This window comes from Anaerolineales bacterium (assembly GCA_019637755.1).
Lineage (GTDB): Bacteria > Chloroflexota > Anaerolineae > Anaerolineales > UBA11579 > JAMCZK01.
On record JAHBVC010000001.1, the window covers coordinates 1,188,227 to 1,206,832 of the forward strand.

Annotated in this window: 12 protein-coding genes and 1 riboswitch; of the genes, 9 read left to right on the forward strand and 3 right to left on the reverse strand. The window is 62.4% G+C overall.

Translation table 11 applies throughout. The features are described 5' to 3' along the window. Positions 1 to 2 precede the first annotated feature (2 nt). Positions 3 to 980 carry a UDP-glucose 4-epimerase GalE gene (gene galE, locus KF821_05780; protein MBX3005321.1) on the forward strand — a complete coding sequence of 326 codons (978 nt, stop codon included), beginning with the start codon at positions 3 to 5 and terminating at the stop codon, positions 978 to 980. After that, the gene (locus tag KF821_05785; protein MBX3005322.1) at positions 977 to 1,405 is read left to right on the forward strand and encodes a nucleoside 2-deoxyribosyltransferase; all 429 of its coding nucleotides are present in this window, start codon (positions 977 to 979) and stop codon (positions 1,403 to 1,405) included. The genes galE and KF821_05785 overlap by 4 nt, the downstream gene beginning before the upstream one ends. Here KF821_05785 and KF821_05790 read toward each other — a convergent pair. Then, positions 1,402 to 2,823, reverse strand: a complete 1,422-nt coding sequence (locus KF821_05790) for a response regulator (protein MBX3005323.1) — start codon at positions 2,821 to 2,823, stop codon at positions 1,402 to 1,404. The two genes, KF821_05785 and KF821_05790, sit on opposite strands and share 4 nt — an antisense overlap. 103 nt (positions 2,824 to 2,926) lie before the next feature. Between KF821_05790 and KF821_05795 the strand changes: the two genes are divergently transcribed. Continuing rightward, complete coding sequence (locus tag KF821_05795) at positions 2,927 to 3,817, forward strand: J domain-containing protein (GenBank protein ID MBX3005324.1); 891 nt, start codon at positions 2,927 to 2,929, stop codon at positions 3,815 to 3,817. Positions 3,818 to 3,832: 15 nt separating this feature from the next. Then, entirely contained in the window at positions 3,833 to 4,999 is a 1,167-nt protein-coding gene (locus tag KF821_05800) for a trypsin-like peptidase domain-containing protein (protein ID MBX3005325.1), read from the forward strand. Between the two features lie 56 nt (positions 5,000 to 5,055). Here KF821_05800 and KF821_05805 read toward each other — a convergent pair whose 3' ends face one another. Both KF821_05805 and KF821_05810 read right to left on the reverse strand, forming a co-directional pair. Further along, complete coding sequence (locus KF821_05805; GenBank protein MBX3005326.1) at positions 5,056 to 5,496, reverse strand: GNAT family N-acetyltransferase; 441 nt, start codon at positions 5,494 to 5,496, stop codon at positions 5,056 to 5,058. After that, positions 5,497 to 7,812 (reverse strand): DNA translocase FtsK, encoded by a 2,316-nt coding sequence (locus KF821_05810; GenBank protein MBX3005327.1) that lies wholly within the window; start codon positions 7,810 to 7,812, stop codon positions 5,497 to 5,499. Between the two features lie 120 nt (positions 7,813 to 7,932). On the opposite strand from KF821_05810, the gene KF821_05815 reads away from it, so the two are divergent. The 5 genes from KF821_05815 (at position 7,933) to KF821_05835 (ending at position 18,595) form a co-directional block, all read left to right on the forward strand. Further along, positions 7,933 to 8,877: a ribonuclease Z gene (locus KF821_05815; GenBank protein MBX3005328.1), complete on the forward strand. Its 945-nt coding sequence runs from the start codon at positions 7,933 to 7,935 to the stop codon at positions 8,875 to 8,877. A 216-nt stretch (positions 8,878 to 9,093) separates the two neighbouring features. Then, a riboswitch (SAM riboswitch) is annotated at positions 9,094 to 9,194 on the forward strand. 190 nt (positions 9,195 to 9,384) lie between these two features. Further along, entirely contained in the window at positions 9,385 to 12,828 is a 3,444-nt protein-coding gene (gene metH / locus KF821_05820) for a methionine synthase (GenBank protein ID MBX3005329.1), read from the forward strand. Next, positions 12,829 to 14,826: a hypothetical protein gene (locus KF821_05825; GenBank protein ID MBX3005330.1), complete on the forward strand. Its 1,998-nt coding sequence runs from the start codon at positions 12,829 to 12,831 to the stop codon at positions 14,824 to 14,826. It abuts the gene before it with no gap. Next, entirely contained in the window at positions 14,823 to 16,727 is a 1,905-nt protein-coding gene (locus KF821_05830; protein MBX3005331.1) for a glycosyltransferase family 39 protein, read from the forward strand. The genes KF821_05825 and KF821_05830 overlap by 4 nt, the downstream gene beginning before the upstream one ends. After that, the gene (locus tag KF821_05835; GenBank protein MBX3005332.1) at positions 16,724 to 18,595 is read left to right on the forward strand and encodes a bifunctional homocysteine S-methyltransferase/methylenetetrahydrofolate reductase; all 1,872 of its coding nucleotides are present in this window, start codon (positions 16,724 to 16,726) and stop codon (positions 18,593 to 18,595) included. Before KF821_05830 ends, KF821_05835 begins: the two co-directional genes overlap by 4 nt. The last annotated feature ends 11 nt before the right edge of the window (positions 18,596 to 18,606 follow it).

An 18,606-nucleotide genomic window follows, 5' to 3' on the forward strand; every position in this document is an offset into this window, starting at 1 on the left:
CTATGCACATTTTCGTCACTGGCGGCGCCGGATATATCGGTTCAGCCGTTGCCACCCAACTCCTCGCCGCCGGCCACCAGGTCACCATCTACGACTCGCTGGTAACCGGCCACCGCGCCGCCCTGCCCGCCGCGGCGCACTTCATCCAGGCCGATCTGGCCGATCGGTCCGCACTTCAGGCCGCGCTGGCTGCGCAGCCTTATGAAGCAGTGCTGCACTTCGCCGGCTTCATTGAAGCCGGGGAGAGCATGCAAAACCCCGGCAAGTACTTTGACAATAATGTCAGTGCCTCTTTTGCTCTTCTGCAGGCCGCCCAACAAGCGGGAGTAAAACGCTTCGTCTTCTCCTCCACTGCTGCGGTCTACCGCAGCAGCGATACCCCGCTGAGCGAAGCCTCGCCACTGGGGCCGGAGAACGCCTACGGGCAAACCAAGCTGATGGTGGAAGAAGCCTTGGAATGGTATCGCCGCGCCCACGGCATGCATTTCGCCGCGCTGCGCTACTTCAACGCCGCCGGCGCCATGCCAGGGCACGGCGAAGGCCACCAGCCGGAGAGCCATCTGATCCCGCTGATCCTGCAGGTGGCGCTGGGCCAGCGCGAGCAGATTGCCATCTATGGCGAGGATTACGCCACGCCAGATGGCACCTGCATTCGCGATTACATCCATCTACAGGATCTGGCTGCCGCCCACCTGCTGGCACTCGACGCGCTGGGGGCGCGCGATCGTATGATCTACAACATCGGCAGCGGGGAGGGCTTCTCCGTGCGCCAGGTGATCGAGATGGCCCGCCAGGTCACCGGCCACCCGATCCCGGCGATCGACAGCCCGCGCCGCCCAGGTGATGCCGCGCGCCTGGTGGCCTCCCCTGCCCTGATTCAAAGCGAACTGGGCTGGAAGGCTGTACACTCCAGTTTGGAAAGCATCGTGGGCAGTGCGTGGGCCTGGCACCAAAGCCACCCACACGGATACGAAGAATGAGAATCTATTTCGCATGTTCCATTGTAGGCGGCCGGCAGGATGAGGCGATCTATCGCCATATCGTGCAGGCCCTGCTTGACGATGGCCACACCGTGCCCACCGCCGCGAACGCGGGTGTGTTGGCCGCGGGCGAGCCCGGCATGGAAATCGACCTGGCTCCGCAGGAAGTCTACAGCCGCGACATTGGCTGGATCGATGATAGTGACGCCCTGATCGCCGAAGTCAGCACGCCCTCCCACGGGGTCGGCTATGAGATCGGCTACGCGCTAGAGTATCAAAAACCGGTGCTGTGTATCTTCCGCCAAGGGGTGCGCGTCTCCAAGATGATCACGGGCAACACCAAGCCCGGCCTGACCCTGGCAGACTACGCCAATGAGCAGGAAGCGATTGAGGATGTGCGCAACTTCCTGGCCAATTTGAGCTAGGGCTTCGCCAGCGGCAGCACCACGGTAAAAATACTGCCCTCCCCCACTTTGGAATCCACCCAGATGCGCCCGCGGTGGTTCTCCACGATCGTCTTCACGATCGCCAAGCCCAACCCGGTACCGGGAATGCTCGGCAGCGCATTCGTAGCGCGGTAGAAGCGATCAAAGATCTTGCCCTGCTCCTCAAGCGGGATGCCCGGCCCGCTATCGGCCACATGCAGGATCAGTTGGTTTTGCTCACGGCGCAGCAGCACGCGCACTTCGCCGCCCGCCGGTGTGTACTTCACCGCATTGCCGATCAAGTTGGCGGCCACCTGCCCCAATTGTGTATGGCTGCCCAGCACCGCCGGGACATCCTGCGGCACGGCCAGCTTCACTGTCAGCTGCTTGTTTTCAATCTGGCCTTGTAAGGCATCCAGGCTGGCCTGCACGATCGCCGGCATGTCTACAGGCGCCAGCTCGTCGATCAGGCCCACCTCCACGCGCCCCAGATCCAGCAGATCATCGATCAACTCGGTGGTGGTATACACACTGGTCTTGACGCGCTTGATGAATTCGGCCTGCTGCGGGTTTACCGGCCCGGCACGCTCGATCAGCTCCACATAGCCGAGGATAGCGGTCAGTGGCGAGCGCAGATCATGCGAAACGGTGTTGACAAAGTCTTTGCGTAAATGGTCCAGCTCGATCAGATTGGTAATATCCAGCAGGCTGATCGCCGTGCCGATCCCAGCGATCAGTGAAAGGCGCACATCGTAGCTGCGCCCCGCCGGGCTCTTGATCTCAATATGAGCAGTCTCCGCCGGTGGTTTGCGCAGCAGCTCATGCAGCTCACGATTGGGGATTACGTCTTGCACCGGGCGGCCCACCGGGTCACGGCTGCCCAGCGAGAAGGCTTTGCGCATGGCCCGGTTGACCATGAGCACCTTGTGCTCGCGGTCCACCAACATCACGCCATCATTGACTTGTTGCAGAATGCTTTCGAGTTCGGCCAGGCGCCGGGTGAGCGTGCCTGTAACGCGGCCGGTTTCCTTGCGCAGCCAGCCTTCCCAACGCCGCTTGCGCTCCAGCCCGCGGCTGGCCGCTTCCAGCAGCACCAACGGCTCGACCGGCAGGGTGAGGTAATCGACGAAGCCGAGCTGCACACCGCGCAACAACTGCTCCTGCGAGGCGTGCGCGGCCAGGAACACCACCGGCAGCGTGGGCTGTTCAGCCTTGATGCGTTCGGCCAGCTCAAACGCATCCGCGCCGGCCAATTCACCAAGGAACAATACATCGGGTTGGCTGGCCGCCAATGCCGCCTGCAATGCTGCTGTATCGAGCGCTACCTGCACGGTATACCCCGCAGGCTCCAGCACATGCTGGGCCATATGGGCAGCCAGTGGCGCTTGAGAAAGAGAGAGCAGGACTTGCTTGGGCACTGTTTTGACATCATAGCATGATGCCTGTTTCTAACAATGCTCTTATTGACTCGGCGCACGGCGGTCATAGAATACACAAGAACGACCCGAGCGTAGTAACCCTATGGAATACAAAGACTATTACAAAGTGCTGGGCGTAGGCCGGGATGCCAGCGCGGATGAGATCAAAAAAGCCTATCGCAAGCTGGCCCTGCAATACCACCCCGACCGTAACCCGGATGACAAAAGCGCGGAAGACAAGTTCAAAGAGGTTAACGAAGCCCATCAAGTGCTGAGTGACCCCGAAAAACGTGCCAAGTATGACCAATTGGGCAGCGCCTACACGCAATGGGAACGCGGCGGCCAACCCGGCGGGTTCAACTGGGGCCAATGGGCCAACCGCGGCGGCAACGAGCAATATGCTGACCCGGCCGACGTGTTTGGTGGCCGCATGGGCGGCTTCTCTGATTTCTTTGAGCAGATCTTTGGTGGCGGTTTCACCCAAACCGCCACGCGCCAAAGCCGCCGCGCCCAACCCGCGCCTGCTTACGAACAAGCCATCGGCATCAGTCTCGAAGAAGCTTTTCGCGGCGGCACGCGCCTGCTGCAACTGGATGGCAAGCGGCTGGAGGTAAAGATCCCCGCTGGCGCCCAGACGGGCACCAAGATTCGCATGGCCGGCGCCGCCAATGGCAGCGACTTGTACCTGGTGGTGGAGGTTGGCGCGGATGCGCGCTTCAGCCGTGAAGGGGATAACCTGCGCTGCGAAATCACGCTGGATCTGGCCACCGCGGCCGCGGGTGGCGAGGTGCGCGTACCCACCATGGACGGCGAAGTAGTGCTGACCGTGCCGGCGGGCACGCAGCCGGGGCAATCCTTCCGGCTGAAGGGCAAGGGCATGCCCAAATTGCGCCAACCCAGCCAGCGCGGTGATCTGTTTGCGCAGGTACGCGTGCGCATTCCTAAAGTAACCAATCCTGACGAGAAGGCTTTTCTCGAAAATCTCACTCAGTAATACCGTAGAGGACCTATGCAACCAAAGCGCACACGTTCGTTTGTAGCCGCCATCAGCGTGCTGGTGCTGGCTACGCTGGCCTGTGGCACGATCCGCCTGCCGGATGCTTCCCAAGCCCTGCAAAACTTCAGTGAGCAGGTGCAAGAGCAGATGGAGAACATGCAGTTGCCGCAGATACAAAGCAACCCGCAGATCCAGGTCTCCAGTGACATGCTCTCGCAGCAGGAGGCGCTGGTTTCGTTGTATGAAGCCGTGAGCCCGGGCGTGGTTTCGATCGCCGTGGCCACGCAGCAAGGCAGTGGCCAAGGCTCTGGTTTTGTGTACGATGTGCAAGGCCACATCGTCACCAATTTCCATGTCGTCGAAAACGCCCAATACATCGAAGTGACTTTTCCGTCTGGCTTTCAGGCGATTGGCAAAGTCATCGGCGAGGACCGCGATTCGGATCTGGCCGTGCTCAAGATCGAGGCCCCGGCCAGCGAGCTGACCCCCTTGGTGATCGGCGATTCGGATACGCTGCATGTGGGCCAGTATGTGGTGGCGATCGGCAACCCGTTCGGGTTGAGTGGCAGCATGAGCCTGGGCGTGATCTCCAGCAAAGGGCGCTCGCTGGAATCGCTGAACTTTGCCCCTGATACCAACCAATACTTTAGTGCCGGCGATATTTTGCAAACCGACGCGGCGATCAACCCCGGCAATTCCGGCGGGCCGCTGCTCAACCTGTACGGCGAAGTCATCGGCGTCAACCGGGCGATCCGTTCGTTCAGCTTCAACGATTCGGGCGATGCGTTGAACTCCGGCGTGGGCTTCGCCATCTCCTCGAATATCGTGAAGCGCGTTGTGCCCAGCTTGATCGCCACCGGCCACTATGAATATCCCTACCTGGGGCTGAGCAGCACCAGCAACCTCAGCCTGGCGGCGGCGCGCGAACTGGGCCTGCAGGATACCAAAGGCGCCCTGGTGGCCAATGTGGTGGCCGGCGGCCCCTCGGACAAAGCCGGCCTGCGCCAGGGCGATATGATCGTGGCGATCGATGGCCGGCACGTCAAAAATTTTGACGAGCTGATCTCTTACTTGTTCAGCCATGCCAGCCCCGGAGATGTAGTGCAACTGGACGTGCTGCGTGAGGGCCAACCGCAACAAATTGAGCTTACGCTGGGGGCGCGCCCCGTTTCTCCGTAAGTGTTGGTGCCAAGCGAAACAAAAAGCGGCCATATGGCCGCTTTTTTTGTTTCGCTTCAGAATGTGAGCCGCATGATGAGCTCATCTTCATCTACTTCCCCCGTATCTACAAAGCCGAGCTTCTTATAAAAGGGCTGTGGGCTGTGCTCATCAGGCACGTAGCTCAAGGTCATCTCGGTGGCCTTGGGCAACTGCTTTACGCGCTCGATCAGTAATTGCATTGCCTGATAGCCATAGCCCTTCCCCTGGTGCTCGGCGCCGATCAAAAAGCGCCACAAGTAGTATCTGCCTTGCTCCGGGTCTTCTTCCATCATCATAAAGCCTACGGGCGTTTCGCCGGCATAGACCGCACGATACCAGGCCTTTGGCTGGAACAACGCCTCGGCCAGCGAGTAGGCGTTAGAGGCCACAAACTTCTCTTGCGCGGCAGCCACACGCAATTTCAGAATGGCGTGCACATTCTCCGCGGTGATGGGACGCAAAGTGACTGCGGCCATTTACTCGCCCACTGGCGGAGCGTCGCCGCCGCCGTAATCCAACACCTCGCGATGCTGGGCGCCGGGCTTCTGCGGCCCGATGATGCCGCGCGCTTCCATCTGCTCGATGATGCGCGCCGAGCGCGTGTAGCCGATGCGCAAACGGCGCTGCAGCATCGAGATCGAGGCGCGGCCACGGCGGCGCACCAGGTCTACGGCTTCATCGAAAATGCTGTCTTGCTCATCTTGATTCTGAATTTCTTCGATCTCTTCCCAAATAGGGATCTGTTTGAGCGGCAGATCGCGCGCCAGGGTTTCTTCGCCTTCGTGGTCAGTGGTGAGGCGCGGCGCGCCCGGGTGCACCTGCTCGGCGCTACCGGCAAAGCTGCGCCAGTGAGTGGTGATGCGCGTGATCTCGCTCTCGGCCAGGAAGGCGCCTTGCAAGCGCACCGCGGCGGGCGCATCTGGCGGTTGGAAGAGCATGTCACCCTTGCCCAGTAGGCGTTCGGCGCCGGGCTGGTCAAGGATCACGCGGCTATCGGTGGTGCTGGCCACGGCGAAGGCAATACGCGCCGGGAAGTTGGCTTTGATCAGGCCGGTGACCACGTCCACCGAGGGGCGTTGGGTGGCCAGCACCAAATGGATGCCGGTGGCACGCGCTAATTGAGCTACACGTGTGATCAGCTTCTCGGTTTGGTCTGGCGCCACCATCATCAGGTCTGCCAGTTCATCAATGATGACGACCAGATAGGGCAACTTGTCGCTCGCGGGTTGGACGCGTTGGTTGTAATCCGTGATGTGGCGCGCCCCCACTTTGGAAAACTTCTGGTAGCGCTTGTCCATCTCATGCGTGACCCACTGCAGAATACCGACGACGCGATCGATCTCGACCACTACCGGAGTGAGCAAATGCGGGATGCCGTTGTAGCCGGTCAGCTCGACGCGCTTAGGGTCGATCATGATCAGGCGCAGTGTTTCCGGCGTGTTGTTGAGCAGCAGGCAGCAGATCAGCGCGTTGACGCACACGGATTTACCGGAGCCGGTGGCGCCGGCGATCAGCAGGTGCGGCATGGCGGCCAGATCCGCCGAGACGGCATTGCCAGCTACATCCTGCCCGAGGGCGAAGCGCAGTGGCGAGCGCAAGCGGTTGAACGCTTCGCTCTCGACCACATCGCGCAGCGCCACGCGGCCGATCTGCTCATTGGGCACCTCGATGCCGACATAGCCTTTGCCCGGTACGGGCGCCTGCACGCGAATGCGTGAGGCGGCCAGGGCGAGGGCCAGATCATCCGCCAGGGCAGCGATCTTGCCGACGCGTACACGCGTGCGGCCACCGCGCGTCTCAACAAATTCTGGCTCTACGCCAAACTGGGTGATGGTGGGGCCGCGGTTGATCTCGACCACGCGGGCCGGCGCGCCGAAGGAGTGCAAGGTTTCTTCGATGAGTTCACCGCGTTGGCGGTCGGCGTCGGCACTGAAGGTAAGTACATCGCCGGGGTCGAGCATATCAGCCAGCGCGGGCAATTCCCACACGGGGGCTGCCGCCGGGGCTGCTTCGGCGATCTCTTCCTCAATTTGTTCAGCCAGTTGCTGCATCTCGGCTTGTTGTTGCGGGCTCACCACCGCCGGCGCCGCTGGGCTGGCCACGGGCAGCTCAGGCTCGGCGGGGTAATCAGGCTCCAACGGAGGATAGACCTCCCACTCGGGTGGGGCCGCGCTGGTGGGCTGGCGGCGCAGTGTGGCCAGCAAGGGTGGCAGCCAGGCCACCAGGCTACTGGCGGGCAGATCAAAGCTGAGCAGTACGGCGATCACCAGCCAGGTGAGCGCGCTGACCCACATGCCCGCCGGGCCAAGGCCGGCCAGCAGGGCGTTGTACAGCCCGGCGCCCACGCGCCCGCCGCCCATGCCTTGCTCGGCGATCTGCAGCGCCGCGCCAGCATCCAGCGGAAAGAGGAAGGCGTGCAGCAGGAACAGTACGTTGCCCAGTAGCAGGCCGATGCCGAGCAGGCGGCGCAGGCGCAGTGGAGGGATGCGCTCAAAGTGGCGCAGCACCAGCCACCCGCCGAGGACGATCAGCGCCAGCGGGAAGAGGTAGAGCCCCCAGCCGAAGCCGGCACGCAGCAAGCGCACCCAGGCCGCCCCGAGGTTGCCGGGCGAATCGGAAAAGACCAGCAACAAGGTGAGGATGCCCAGCCCGGCCAGCAGGATGCCGAGCGCATCCAGCTTGCGGTCTGGCGAGATGCTGTTCCAGAACGATTCGAGAGCCGGCAGGATTTGCGGCTCATAGGCGCTTTGGTTGCGCGAGCTTTTTTTGGTGGTGCGTTTCTTTTTAGCCATTGTTAAATTCAGTTGAGTATACCTACCAGTCGGCTAGTCAGTTAGTCGACCGGTCAACCAGTTGACTACCCGACTAGCTCATTGCTGAGTCAAGTACAATCCCCTCATAAACGAGGAATTTTGTTCGAGATCACTTTTCTAGGCACCTCTGCCTCGGCGCCGTCTGTGCACCGCGGGCTCTCCGCCCACATCATCAAGCATGATGAGTATCGCTTTCTGGTGGATTGTGGCGAGGGGACGCAGCGCCAGATCCTCAAATCTGGCTTGGGCTTCAAACGCCTCAATCACATCCTGATCACCCACGGCCACCTGGACCATATTTTGGGTTTGGCTGGCTTGTTCTCCACCTTCACCCGCTGGGAGACGCTGGAGGATATTGAGATCATGGCGGGGAGCTGGACGCTGGAGCGCATTGAGGCGCTGCTGTACGGCGTGCGCGTGATCCCCAAGGGCAAACAGAACCCGGTCAACGTCAGCCTGAAAGCGGTGGCGCCGGGGGTGATCTTTGAAACTGAAGATTTTGACATCCGTGCCTTTGCGGTGAGCCATCGTGGGCCAGACTGTCTGGGCTTTGTGTTTGAGGAGCCCGCCCGCCGCCCGTTCCTGCCCGAGAAGGCCGAGGCGCTGGGTGTGCCGAATGGCCCGCTGCGCCGCGACCTGGTGCTGGGCAAGACGGTTACATTGCCTGATGGCCACACAGTGCAGCCGCACGAAGTGCTGGGCGAAGAAGTGAAGGGCGCCAAACTGGTGCACATTGGCGACACCGGCCGCACGGATGATGTCGTGGAGCACTGCCGCGCCGCAGACGCGCTGGTGATCGAGGCGACCTATTTGGAATCGGAGCGGGATATGGCGCGCGATTTTGCGCACCTGACGGCGCGCCAAGCGGCCGAGCTGGCCGCCGAGGCGGGCGTGGGCAAACTACTGCTCACGCATATCTCACGCCGCTATCGCGAGAGCGATGTGTTGGCCGAGGCGCGGGCGATCTTCCCCAATGTGGTTGTGGCGCGTGATTTTGATACGTTCCAGGTAAAGCGGGGCGAGGTGGTGAAGGTGGAGGATTGACCAATCGATGATCGATAATCAAAATCGTCGATTGGTCGATTAGTTGATTTGTCATCACATCCGCTAGACACACGTATTGAATTGAAGCAGCCTAAAAGAGCTTGAAGTTCAGCATAGATACTTCTTGGGCAGTTTGACACTGCCCCCCGCTGGCGATATACTCACCTCCAATTGAATAGGCGAACACGCTTTCGTTCGCCGCGCTGCGCAGCAGCGCACTCATCCAGAGAGGTGGAGGGAATCGGCCCTTTGAAGCCTCGGCAACCCCCTGAAACGGACGGTGCCAAATCCGACAGACGAATTCTGGGAGATGAGGCGATGAAGTCTAGTTTTCGGTCGCCTCTTGTATAGAGGCGTTTCGTTTTTAAAGCATCTGTTAATCAGTTAATCAACCAATCGATTAACTGATTAAGCAATTAGGAGATTCTTTTGAGCACACACCGCACTTACACCCGCCGTGGCTTTTTGGATGCGCTGGCCAAGCGCGTACTGGTCTATGACGGCGCCATGGGCACCAGCCTGCAAAAGCTCAACCTGACCGCTGAACACTACGGCGGCGAGCAGTACAACGGCTGCCCGGATTACCTCAACATCACCTACCCCGAGGCGCCTGCCAGCGTGCACCGCTCCTTCCTGGAAGTGGGCGTCGATGTGATCGAGACCAACACCTTCCGCAGCAACCGCCTGACACTGGGTGAATACGGCCTGGGCGAGCGCACCATCGAGATCAACATGACCGCGGCGCAGTTGGCGCGCAAACTGTGTGACGAATTTAGCACGCCGGAGCAACCGCGCTTCGTGGCCGGCTCGATCGGCCCCAGCGGCAAGCTGCCCAGCGCCGACGACCCGACCCTTTCGGACATCACCTATGACCAACTGGTCGAGCTGTTCCGCGAGCAGGCCGTGGGCCTGATCCAGGGCGGCGTGGATGTGCTGCTGATCGAGACTTCGCAAGACATTCTGGAAGTCAAAGCGGTGATCAACGGCATCCAGAAAGCCTTTGAGGACACCGGCGAGGTCTTGCCGATCCAATGCCAGGTGACGATGGATGTTACCGGGCGCATGCTGCTGGGCACGGACATCGCCGCGGCGCTGACCATTCTGGAGGGCATGCCCATCGATGTCATCGGCCTGAACTGCTCCACCGGGCCGGAACACATGCGCCAGCCAATCAGCTACCTGGGCGAGCACACCCATTTGCCCGTCTCAGCCATCCCCAACGCCGGCCTGCCGCTCAACGTCAACGGCGAAGCGGTGTACCCGCTGGAGCCGGCGCCGTATGCCGAAGCGATGGCTGAATTTGTCAGCAAGCACCACGTCAGCGTCGTGGGTGGCTGTTGTGGCACTACGCCTGAGCATCTTAAGTTGCTGATCGAAACGCTCAACCACCAAAGCGCGCCGGCCCGCCCCACGGAACCGCTGGCGCGTTTGTCGTCTTCGATGCAGGCCACCAGCATGATCCAGGAGCCGCCGCCGCTGTTGATCGGCGAACGGCTGAACGCCACCGGCAGCCGCTTGTTCAAGCGCCTGCTGATGGAAGAAGATTTTGACGGCATTCTGGAAATGGCCCGCGAGCAGATCGCCGGCGGCGCCCACACGCTGGATGTCAGCGTGGCGCTGACCGAGCGCCCCGACGAAGCCTACTTGATGAGCAAGGTGGTCAAGAAACTGGCGATGGGTATCGAAGCCCCGCTGGTGATCGACTCCACCGAGCCGGATGTAATGGAAGTGGCGCTCAAGATCGCCCCGGGGCGCTGCCTGCTGAACTCCACACATCTGGAAGCCGGCCGCCCCAAGATGGACCGCGTGCTCAAGCTGGCCAAGGAACACAACGCCGCCGTGCTGGCGCTGACGATCGACGAAACCGGCATGGGCAAAACCGCCGAACGCAAGATCGAGATCGCCAGGCGCATTCATGATATTGCCGTGAATGAATTCGGCTTCCGCCCGCAAGACCTGGTGTTCGATGTGCTCACCTTCCCGCTGAGCACCGGCCAGGAAGAATTTGCCAACAGCGCGGTGGAGACGATCAACGCCATCCGCGAGATCAAAACTCAGTTGCCTGGCGTATTCACCTCGCTGGGCGTCAGCAACGTCAGCTTTGGCCTCAGCAAGGCCGCCCGCCCGGTGCTTAACAGCATGATGCTGCACTTCTGCGTGCAGGCCGGGCTGGATATGGCCATCGTACATGCCAGCAAGGTCAAGCCCTACGCCGAGATCCCCGAAGAAGAGCGCGTGCTGATGGAAGATCTCATCTTCAACAAGCGCCCGGATGCGCTGCAGAAGGTGATCGAATTTTACGAAAACCGCGCCCCCAGCGAAGAAGAAGGCGCGGCGGACCCCACCGAAGGTATGACCTCGGAGGAGAAGCTGCACTGGAGCATTCTGCACCGCCACAAAGAAGGCGTGGAAGATGCGATTGACGAAGTGATCGGCCGCAAGGAACACGAAAGCGACCACATCACCGCGGTGGGCTTGCTCAACAACACACTGCTGCCGGCGATGAAGGAAGTGGGCGACAAGTTTGGCGCCGGCGAGCTGATCCTGCCCTTCGTGCTGCAATCGGCCGAAGTCATGAAGAAATCAGTCAACCATCTTGAGAACTATCTCGAAAAGGTGGAAGGTGTGAGCAAGGGCAAGGTGGTGCTGGCCACCGTGTACGGAGACGTGCACGACATCGGCAAGAACCTGACCAAGACGATCCTGGTCAACAATGGCTACGAGGTATTCGACCTGGGCAAGCAAGTGCCCGCTGAGACGATCATCAGCAAAGCGGAGGAAGTGGGCGCCACGGCGATCGGCCTCAGCGCACTGCTGGTGAGCACCAGCAAGCAGATGCCGCTCATCGTCAACGAACTGCAGCGCCGCGGCCTGAAGTACCCGGTGCTGGTGGGCGGCGCGGCGATCAACCGCCGCTTCGGCTGGCGCATCCTATACACCGAGGGCGGCGCGCCCTACCAACCCGGCGTCTTCTACTGCCAGGATGCGTTTGAGGGCCTGGAAACGATGGATAAGCTCATCGACGAGCCCAAGCGCAGTGAGCTGATCGAAGACATCTTCACCAAGGCCGCCAAGGAGCTGGAGCGCGAGAGCAAGCCGCGGCCGGTGGCACGCGTCACCGGCCGCTCAGCGGTTGGCCCCGCCGCCAAGATCCCCACGCCGCCGAAGTGGGGCGTGCACGTAGTGAAGGAAATGCCGCTCGATCTGGTGTTCGAGTGCCTGTACAAAAACGAACTGTATCGCCTCTCCTGGGGCGCCAAGAACAAGCAGGGCGCCGAGTGGGAGCAGATCTCCAAGGAATTTGACGAGCGCCTGGCGCGCATGGAAAAGCACGCCAAGCAAACCGGCTGGCTGAAACCGCAGGCGGTCTACGGCTACTGGCCGGCGCAGGCCCAGGGCGACGAGCTGCTGGTCTACGACCCGGCCAGCCTGGGCTCCGCCAAGCCGACTGAGCTGACCCGCTTCGGCTTCCCACGCCAACCCAGCGGCGAGCTGCTGTGCCTGGCGGATTACTTCGCCCCGGTGGAGAGCGGCATCATGGATGTGGTCATCTTCCAGATCGTCACCGTGGGCCAGCGTGCCACCGCCGAGATGGAAAAGCTGCAAGCCGCCGGCGATTACACCGAGGCCTACTTCATGCACGGCCTGGGCGTGCAAAGCGCCGAGGCCACGGCCGAGTTCTTACACCGCCACATCAAGCGCGAGCTGGGGCTGGAGCCCAAACAAGGCAAGCGCTATTCGTGGGGCTACCCGGCGATCCCCGAAGTAGACGACCACGCCAAGGTGTTCGCCCTGTTGCCGGCCGAGAAAGAGCTGGGCATGCAGCTCACCGATGGCTTCCAATTGATGCCTGAGCAATCCACCGCGGCGATCGTACTGCACCACCCTGAGGCCAAGTACTACAGCGTGGGCGAGAGCCGCGTGGAACAACTGCTGCGCGAGCGGGGATAGATGACGGCGCGCGCCCGCACGCACCGCCCGCATAGCGCAAGCACCCGAACACCGCCCGAAGGGCTGGTGCTCGGGTGCTTGCTGTTGGGCTTGGCGCTGCTGGCGGCACGGCTGGCCGGTGATTATGGCATCACCATCGATGATCCCGGGCTGTGGGCTTATGGCAAGCATGTTGTGCTGCTGTATCAAGAGGCGTTGCACGGCCAGTTCAGTTTTGACCCTGGCCCTGAGAACCTGCGCTTTTACGGGCCGGCCTTTGTAACGCTGGCCAGCCTGGCCGAGAGGGCGCTTGTGGCGCTACAACCCACCTGGGAGCGTGTGGCGGCCTGGCACTTCTCCATCTTTGTAAGCTTCCTGGCGGGCATCCCGGCGTTGTACGCCCTCGCCCGGCGTCTGTTTGCACCGCGCCCGGCAGTAGCCCTGACCCTGCTGTACACCAGCCAGCCCTTGCTGTGGGGGCATGCCTTCATCAATGGCAAAGATATTCCGTTTCTTAGCGCCTTCCTGATCAGCGTGGCTGCCGGGTTGCGGCTGAGCGAACAAGTGCCTGCGGCGGGCGCGCGCCGCCAGCCGCCGCGCCCCGCCGGCGTTGCGGCACTGGCACAGGACCTGGGCCAATGGCCGGCAGCGCTTAAGACACGCATGGGGCTGGCGCTGGCCGGCCTGGGCACGCTGAGCGTGCTGCTGCGCAGCTTCCCGCAATGGTCGCAGCCCGCGGTACGCGGGCTGCTGACTCAGGCGGCTACGCAAGGCGAAACATGGCTGGGGCGCTGGTTCGCGGCGCTGGCCGAGCACAGCACAACGCTGCCACTGGAAAGCTACATTAACAAGGGGGTAGCGTTGGTGCAGGCAGCCAGTGGCGGGCTGCTGGCGCTGGCCTGGCTGGGCTTGTTGTTGAGTGTGCTGCGGGCCCTGCCGCGCAGCCGCCAGGCGCTACTTTACGCGGTGCAGCAACTGCCCTGGCGCGCCAGCGTGCAGGCCTTGAAGGCGCCAGCGTTTTGGCTGGCCAGCCTGGCACTCGGTGTGACCTTTGCGATCCGTGTGGTGGGGCCGTTTGCCGGGGTGCTGGTGGCGGGCTATGTGCTGGCGCACAAAGGTCGCCGGGCGTTGCCGCTACTGCTCTTGTATGCGGGCGTGGCCTGCCTGGCCGGCTACCTCTTGTGGCCCTACCTGTGGCCGGCGCCGCTGGCGCATCTCATCGGCAGCCTGCGCACAATGACCGATTTTCCGCAGGAGAACCTGCAACTGCTTAACGGGCAGTTTTTAAGCGGCAGTGCATTGCCGTGGTATTTTGTGCCTGAGCTGCTCTTGTTGCAACTGAGCCTGCCAACCTGGCTATTGCTCGCTGTGGGGTTGTGGCAGGCGTTCCGCCGCCAGCCCAGCGATGCGCGGCTGCGCACGCTGTTGGCGCTGTGGGCCGGGCTGCCGTTGCTATATTGCGTTGTTTTTACGCCCACGATGTACAACAATTTCCGTCAATGGTTATTCATCCTGCCGCCCTTGTTTATTTTTTGCGGTTTCGCTTTCGAAGCCCTGGCGCGCCGGCCGTGGGCGTTTGCCAGCGCACTGCTCATCGTGCTGGCAGTCCACGTCAGCAGCCTGGTGCGGCTGCACCCCTACCAGTATCTGTACTACAACGAATGGGTGGGCGGCGTTAGCGGGGCGGCGGGACGCTTCGAAATGGATTATTGGGGCACGGCGATGCAACCAGCGATGCAGCAGTTGAATACGTTTGCGCCGCCGCAGAGCCGCGTGGTGGTCTGGTCAGCCAGCTCTGAAACCGCCAGCACCGCCGCCCGGCCGGACCTCTTGGTGGAAGGTGAGCAAGGCGGCACCTATGACCTCGAAAGCGGTTACCACTACGCCATCATTCAGTTAGGCTCCACACGCAGTTTGTATTCACCCTACCCGGCCGCGCCGGTGGTCGCCAGTGTGGATCTGCTTGGGGTACCGCTGGCGATCGTCAAGCAAATCATCCCGAACGGAGCGCAGCCATGAGCCTATCGCCAAACCGCAGGCCCAAAGGATTGGATATCGTGTTGCTGGCGCTACTGCTCGGCGGTAGTTTGCTGCAACTGGGCCAATTGGCCAGCCGTTACAGCACGCGGGTCAGCGAGATCTATCACGCTATCGGCCAACACGGGTTGTGGCGCAGCGCCAACTTTACCTTTGGCCAGCGCACGGCCAATTTTTACGCCTTCTTGAACGAACACGTAGCGCCAGAGGCAAGCATTGTGGTGCCGGTGCGCGTGCAGAGCCCGCTGCCCTTGATGCAGCAGGCCTATGTGGAATTTTTCATCCAGCCGCGCCAGCTGATCTATTGTGAAGATCGCCCAGCGGAGTGCGTGGCGCAGTATGCCGCCGTGCCGGATGCGGCCGTGCTGTTGGTGGATTGGCCGGCACTGCCTGCGGATGCCGCCGGGAGCGCGCGGCTCGAAAAGTTTGATGACGAGTGGGCGCTGCTGCTACCGGTGGATGGCGCGCCTGGCCAGGCCTGGCCAGGCTACAGTTCCATCGGCGAGATCGTGCGCAGCAGCCTGCCAGCCCTGCTCTTCCTGGCGGCGCTGATCACGCCAGCCAGCTTGTTGGCGCGGCGCAGCCTGCCGCACGCCAGCGCCTGGCTACACGCCGCGCTGGGCAGCGGTGGGGCGGTTGCCTGGCTGACCTTGAGCCTGTGCATCGCCCTGTTATTGGGCCTGCCCCTCACGGCTGGCTTGCTGTGGAGCCTGGTAGCGGCAGCCTGGGGGGTCTGGCTGCTGGTGGCCTGGCGCCTACCGGCCGCGGCGCACGCGCACACCGCGCCTAGCCGCCATGCCTGGCTGCTGCCAGCCTTGCTGGCCTTGCCGCTGGGGCTGGCCTGGGTGCTGGCGCTGGGCAACGGCTTCACCGAAACAGACGAGCTGATCCTGTGGGGCGCTAAGGGGGTGGGCATCTCGGTGCTGGGGCTCAGTGAGGGAGCGAGTTTGCGCGGCACACTCACCACCTGGTATCCACTGAATGTGCCGCTGGTGGTGAGTAGTATGCTGACCCTGTTCGGGGAGCGTTTGCCGGCCAGCAAACTGGTCTTCCCGCTGTTTCTGGCGGGCAGCGCCGCGGTGGTATATGCCTACCTGCGCCAGCACACCCAGGCTTGGGCGGCCGCGCTGGGGGCGCTGCTGTTGGTGACCACGCCAACCATCTTTTACATGGGCACCCTGGCCCACGCCAACGTGCCGATCATGTTCTACATTCTCGCCGCGGTGGTGCTGTATGAGCTCGCCTACACTGCCGAGCCGGCGTTACGCCTGCGCTACTGGGGATGGGCCAGCCTGGCGGTGGTCTGCGCCGCCTGGACGCGCCCCGAAGGCCTGCATCTGGCCTGGGCGCTGACCCTGATGGCGCTGGTGCTGTATTGCCGCGAGGTGCGCCGCGCCCGGGCACAGATTGCGATCAGCCTGGGCAGTTTGCTGGCGTATACGCTGTTTTGGCAATGGGCCTCCCCGCAGATCTACTCGCACGCCGGGTTTACCGATTCGGCCTTTGCCACCGCCTTTGCGCAGATCCTGCGCGGGGATCTGAATCTGTACGAGCTGGGCTACATCGCCTCCTCACTGGTAAGGAAGCTGCTCTACCTGCCTGAGTGGGGAGTGCTGGGCCTGGTGATGCTGGCCGGGCTGCTGGTGTGGGCGGTGCGTCACCCGGCCGGGCCACGCCGCGTGCTGTGGCTGGGGCTGGCCCTGCTGTTGGCCGTGACTGGCGGCTTCTGGCTCAATACCTACACGTTCTACGAGGGGATGGATCTGAGTGTGTGGGTGAATTCAAGCTACATCCGCCTGGTGCTGCCCGGGGTGGCGGTGCTATGGCTGTTTCTGTTTAATTTATTGGCGCATATATTGTGGCCGAAGGATACTGACGAATGACTGGTTTTGCACAACACCTGAAACAAACTACGCGGCCGCTGCTGGCCGATGGTGCCATGGGCACCGTGCTGCACGAGCGCGGCGTGGCCTTTGCACGCAGCTTTGACGAGCTCAACCTGACCGACCCGGCGCTGGTGACCAGCATCCATGCCGAGTACATCGCCGCTGGCGCCGAGATCGTGATGACCAATACCTTCGGGGCCAATCGCTATCGCTTGGCCGAGCACGGGCTCGAAGAGCAGGTGGCGCAGATCAACCAGCGCGGCGTGGAGCTGGCGCGAGCCGCGGCCCAAGCCGCCAGCCACCCGGTGTGGGTGGCCGGCGACATCGGACCGCTGGGCGTGCGCCTGGCGCCGTTCGGGCGCGTGCAGCCGGAGGACGCCCGCGCGGCCTTTGACGAGCAGGTGCGCGGCCTGCTGCTGGGCCAGCCAGACCTGCTGCTCATCGAAACGATGACCGACCTGTATGAAGCGCGCGAAGCGGTGCAAGCCGCCAAGGCGCTGACTGAGCTACCGGTGCTGGCCTCGATGACCTTTACGCGCGATGACCGCACACTGCTGGGCGACACGCCCAGCAAAGTAGCCACCACGCTGCACGAAGCCGGCGCCGACATCATCGGCATTAACTGCTCGGGCGGCCCGGCACAGTTGCTACGCATCCTCAAGCAGATGAAAGAGGCCGTACCGGGCGCCACGTTCTCGGTGATGCCCAATGCGGGTTGGCCGGAGCAGGCCGCCGGCCGCATTCTGTACCCGGCCGGGCCGGAATACTTCGGCCAGTATGCCCAGGCCTTTGCCCGCGCCGGGGCCAGCATCGTGGGCGGCTGCTGCGGTAGCACACCGGCGCACATCGCCGCCATGCGCGCCGCGCTGGACAACCCAGAATCGGTAGAGCCAGTCGAGAACGGCCAGATGCGCATCATTGAGCGCACCGAAAAGGTGACCGGCACGGACAAGGGCTCTGAGTTGGCCGAGAAGTTTGCCCGCGGGCGCTTTGTGGTGGCAGTGGAGATGGACCCGCCGCGCGGCCTCTCGACCAGCAAGCTACGCCGTGGCGCAGAGCTGTTGGAGGAGGCTGGCGCAGACGTGATCAACGTAGCAGATAGCCCGATGGCACGCATGCGTATGAGCCCCTGGGCGGTGTGCGAACTGCTGCAGCGCGAGGTGCAGATCGACACCACGCTGCACTTCCCCACGCGTGGGCGCAACTTGCTGCGCGTGCAGGGCGACCTGCTAGCGGCGCACGTGCTCGGCATCCGCAACGTCTTCGTGGTGATGGGTGACCCCACCGCCATCGGTGACTATCCCGATGCGATGGACAACTATGACCTGGCCCCCACTGGCCTGATCAAGCTCATCAAGCAAGGCTTCAACTCGGGTGTGGACCACGCCGGGGCGGAGATCGGCCAGCCGACCTCGTTCTTCGTCGGCGCGGCACTTAACCTGGCCCCGCCCGACCCCGAACGCGAGATAAAGCTGCTCAAACGCAAGCTAGCCAATGGCGCAGATTTCTTCTTGACCCAGCCGGTCTACGAACCGGCCAAGGCGCGTAAATTTTTGCAGATGTTGGCCGACAGCGGCCAGCCGCTGCAAAAACCGCTATTGGTGGGCGTGCTACCTTTGTTTAGCGCGCGCCACAGCACCTTCTTGAACAATGAAGTGCCAGGCATCTCCATTCCAGAAAGCATCCATGCGCGCATTGAGAAAGCCGGCGATAAGGAGCAGACCGCGGCGGAAGGCATCAAGATCGCGGCCGAGATCATCGAAGAAATTAAAGAATGGGGACAGGGCGTGTACCTGATGCCACCCTTCAGCCGCTACGACCTGGCGGCCGAGCTGATAGACAAAATAAGAGCTAGCGATCGCTAGCTCTTATTTTT

What these genes read in the sequence shown, in the direction of transcription:
- KF821_05825 (MBX3005330.1), top strand. Translation starts at nt 12,829, where the DNA reads ATGACGGCGCGCGCCCGCACGCACCGCCCGCATAGCGCAAGCACCCGA.
- KF821_05800 (MBX3005325.1), top strand. Translation starts at nt 3,833, where the DNA reads ATGCAACCAAAGCGCACACGTTCGTTTGTAGCCGCCATCAGCGTGCTG.
- KF821_05810 (MBX3005327.1), bottom strand. Translation starts at nt 7,812, where the DNA reads ATGGCTAAAAAGAAACGCACCACCAAAAAAAGCTCGCGCAACCAAAGC.
- KF821_05805 (MBX3005326.1), bottom strand. Translation starts at nt 5,496, where the DNA reads ATGGCCGCAGTCACTTTGCGTCCCATCACCGCGGAGAATGTGCACGCC.
- KF821_05785 (MBX3005322.1), top strand. Translation starts at nt 977, where the DNA reads ATGAGAATCTATTTCGCATGTTCCATTGTAGGCGGCCGGCAGGATGAG.
- galE (MBX3005321.1), top strand. Translation starts at nt 3, where the DNA reads ATGCACATTTTCGTCACTGGCGGCGCCGGATATATCGGTTCAGCCGTT.
- KF821_05795 (MBX3005324.1), top strand. Translation starts at nt 2,927, where the DNA reads ATGGAATACAAAGACTATTACAAAGTGCTGGGCGTAGGCCGGGATGCC.
- KF821_05835 (MBX3005332.1), top strand. Translation starts at nt 16,724, where the DNA reads ATGACTGGTTTTGCACAACACCTGAAACAAACTACGCGGCCGCTGCTG.
- metH (MBX3005329.1), top strand. Translation starts at nt 9,385, where the DNA reads ATGGGCACCAGCCTGCAAAAGCTCAACCTGACCGCTGAACACTACGGC.
- KF821_05830 (MBX3005331.1), top strand. Translation starts at nt 14,823, where the DNA reads ATGAGCCTATCGCCAAACCGCAGGCCCAAAGGATTGGATATCGTGTTG.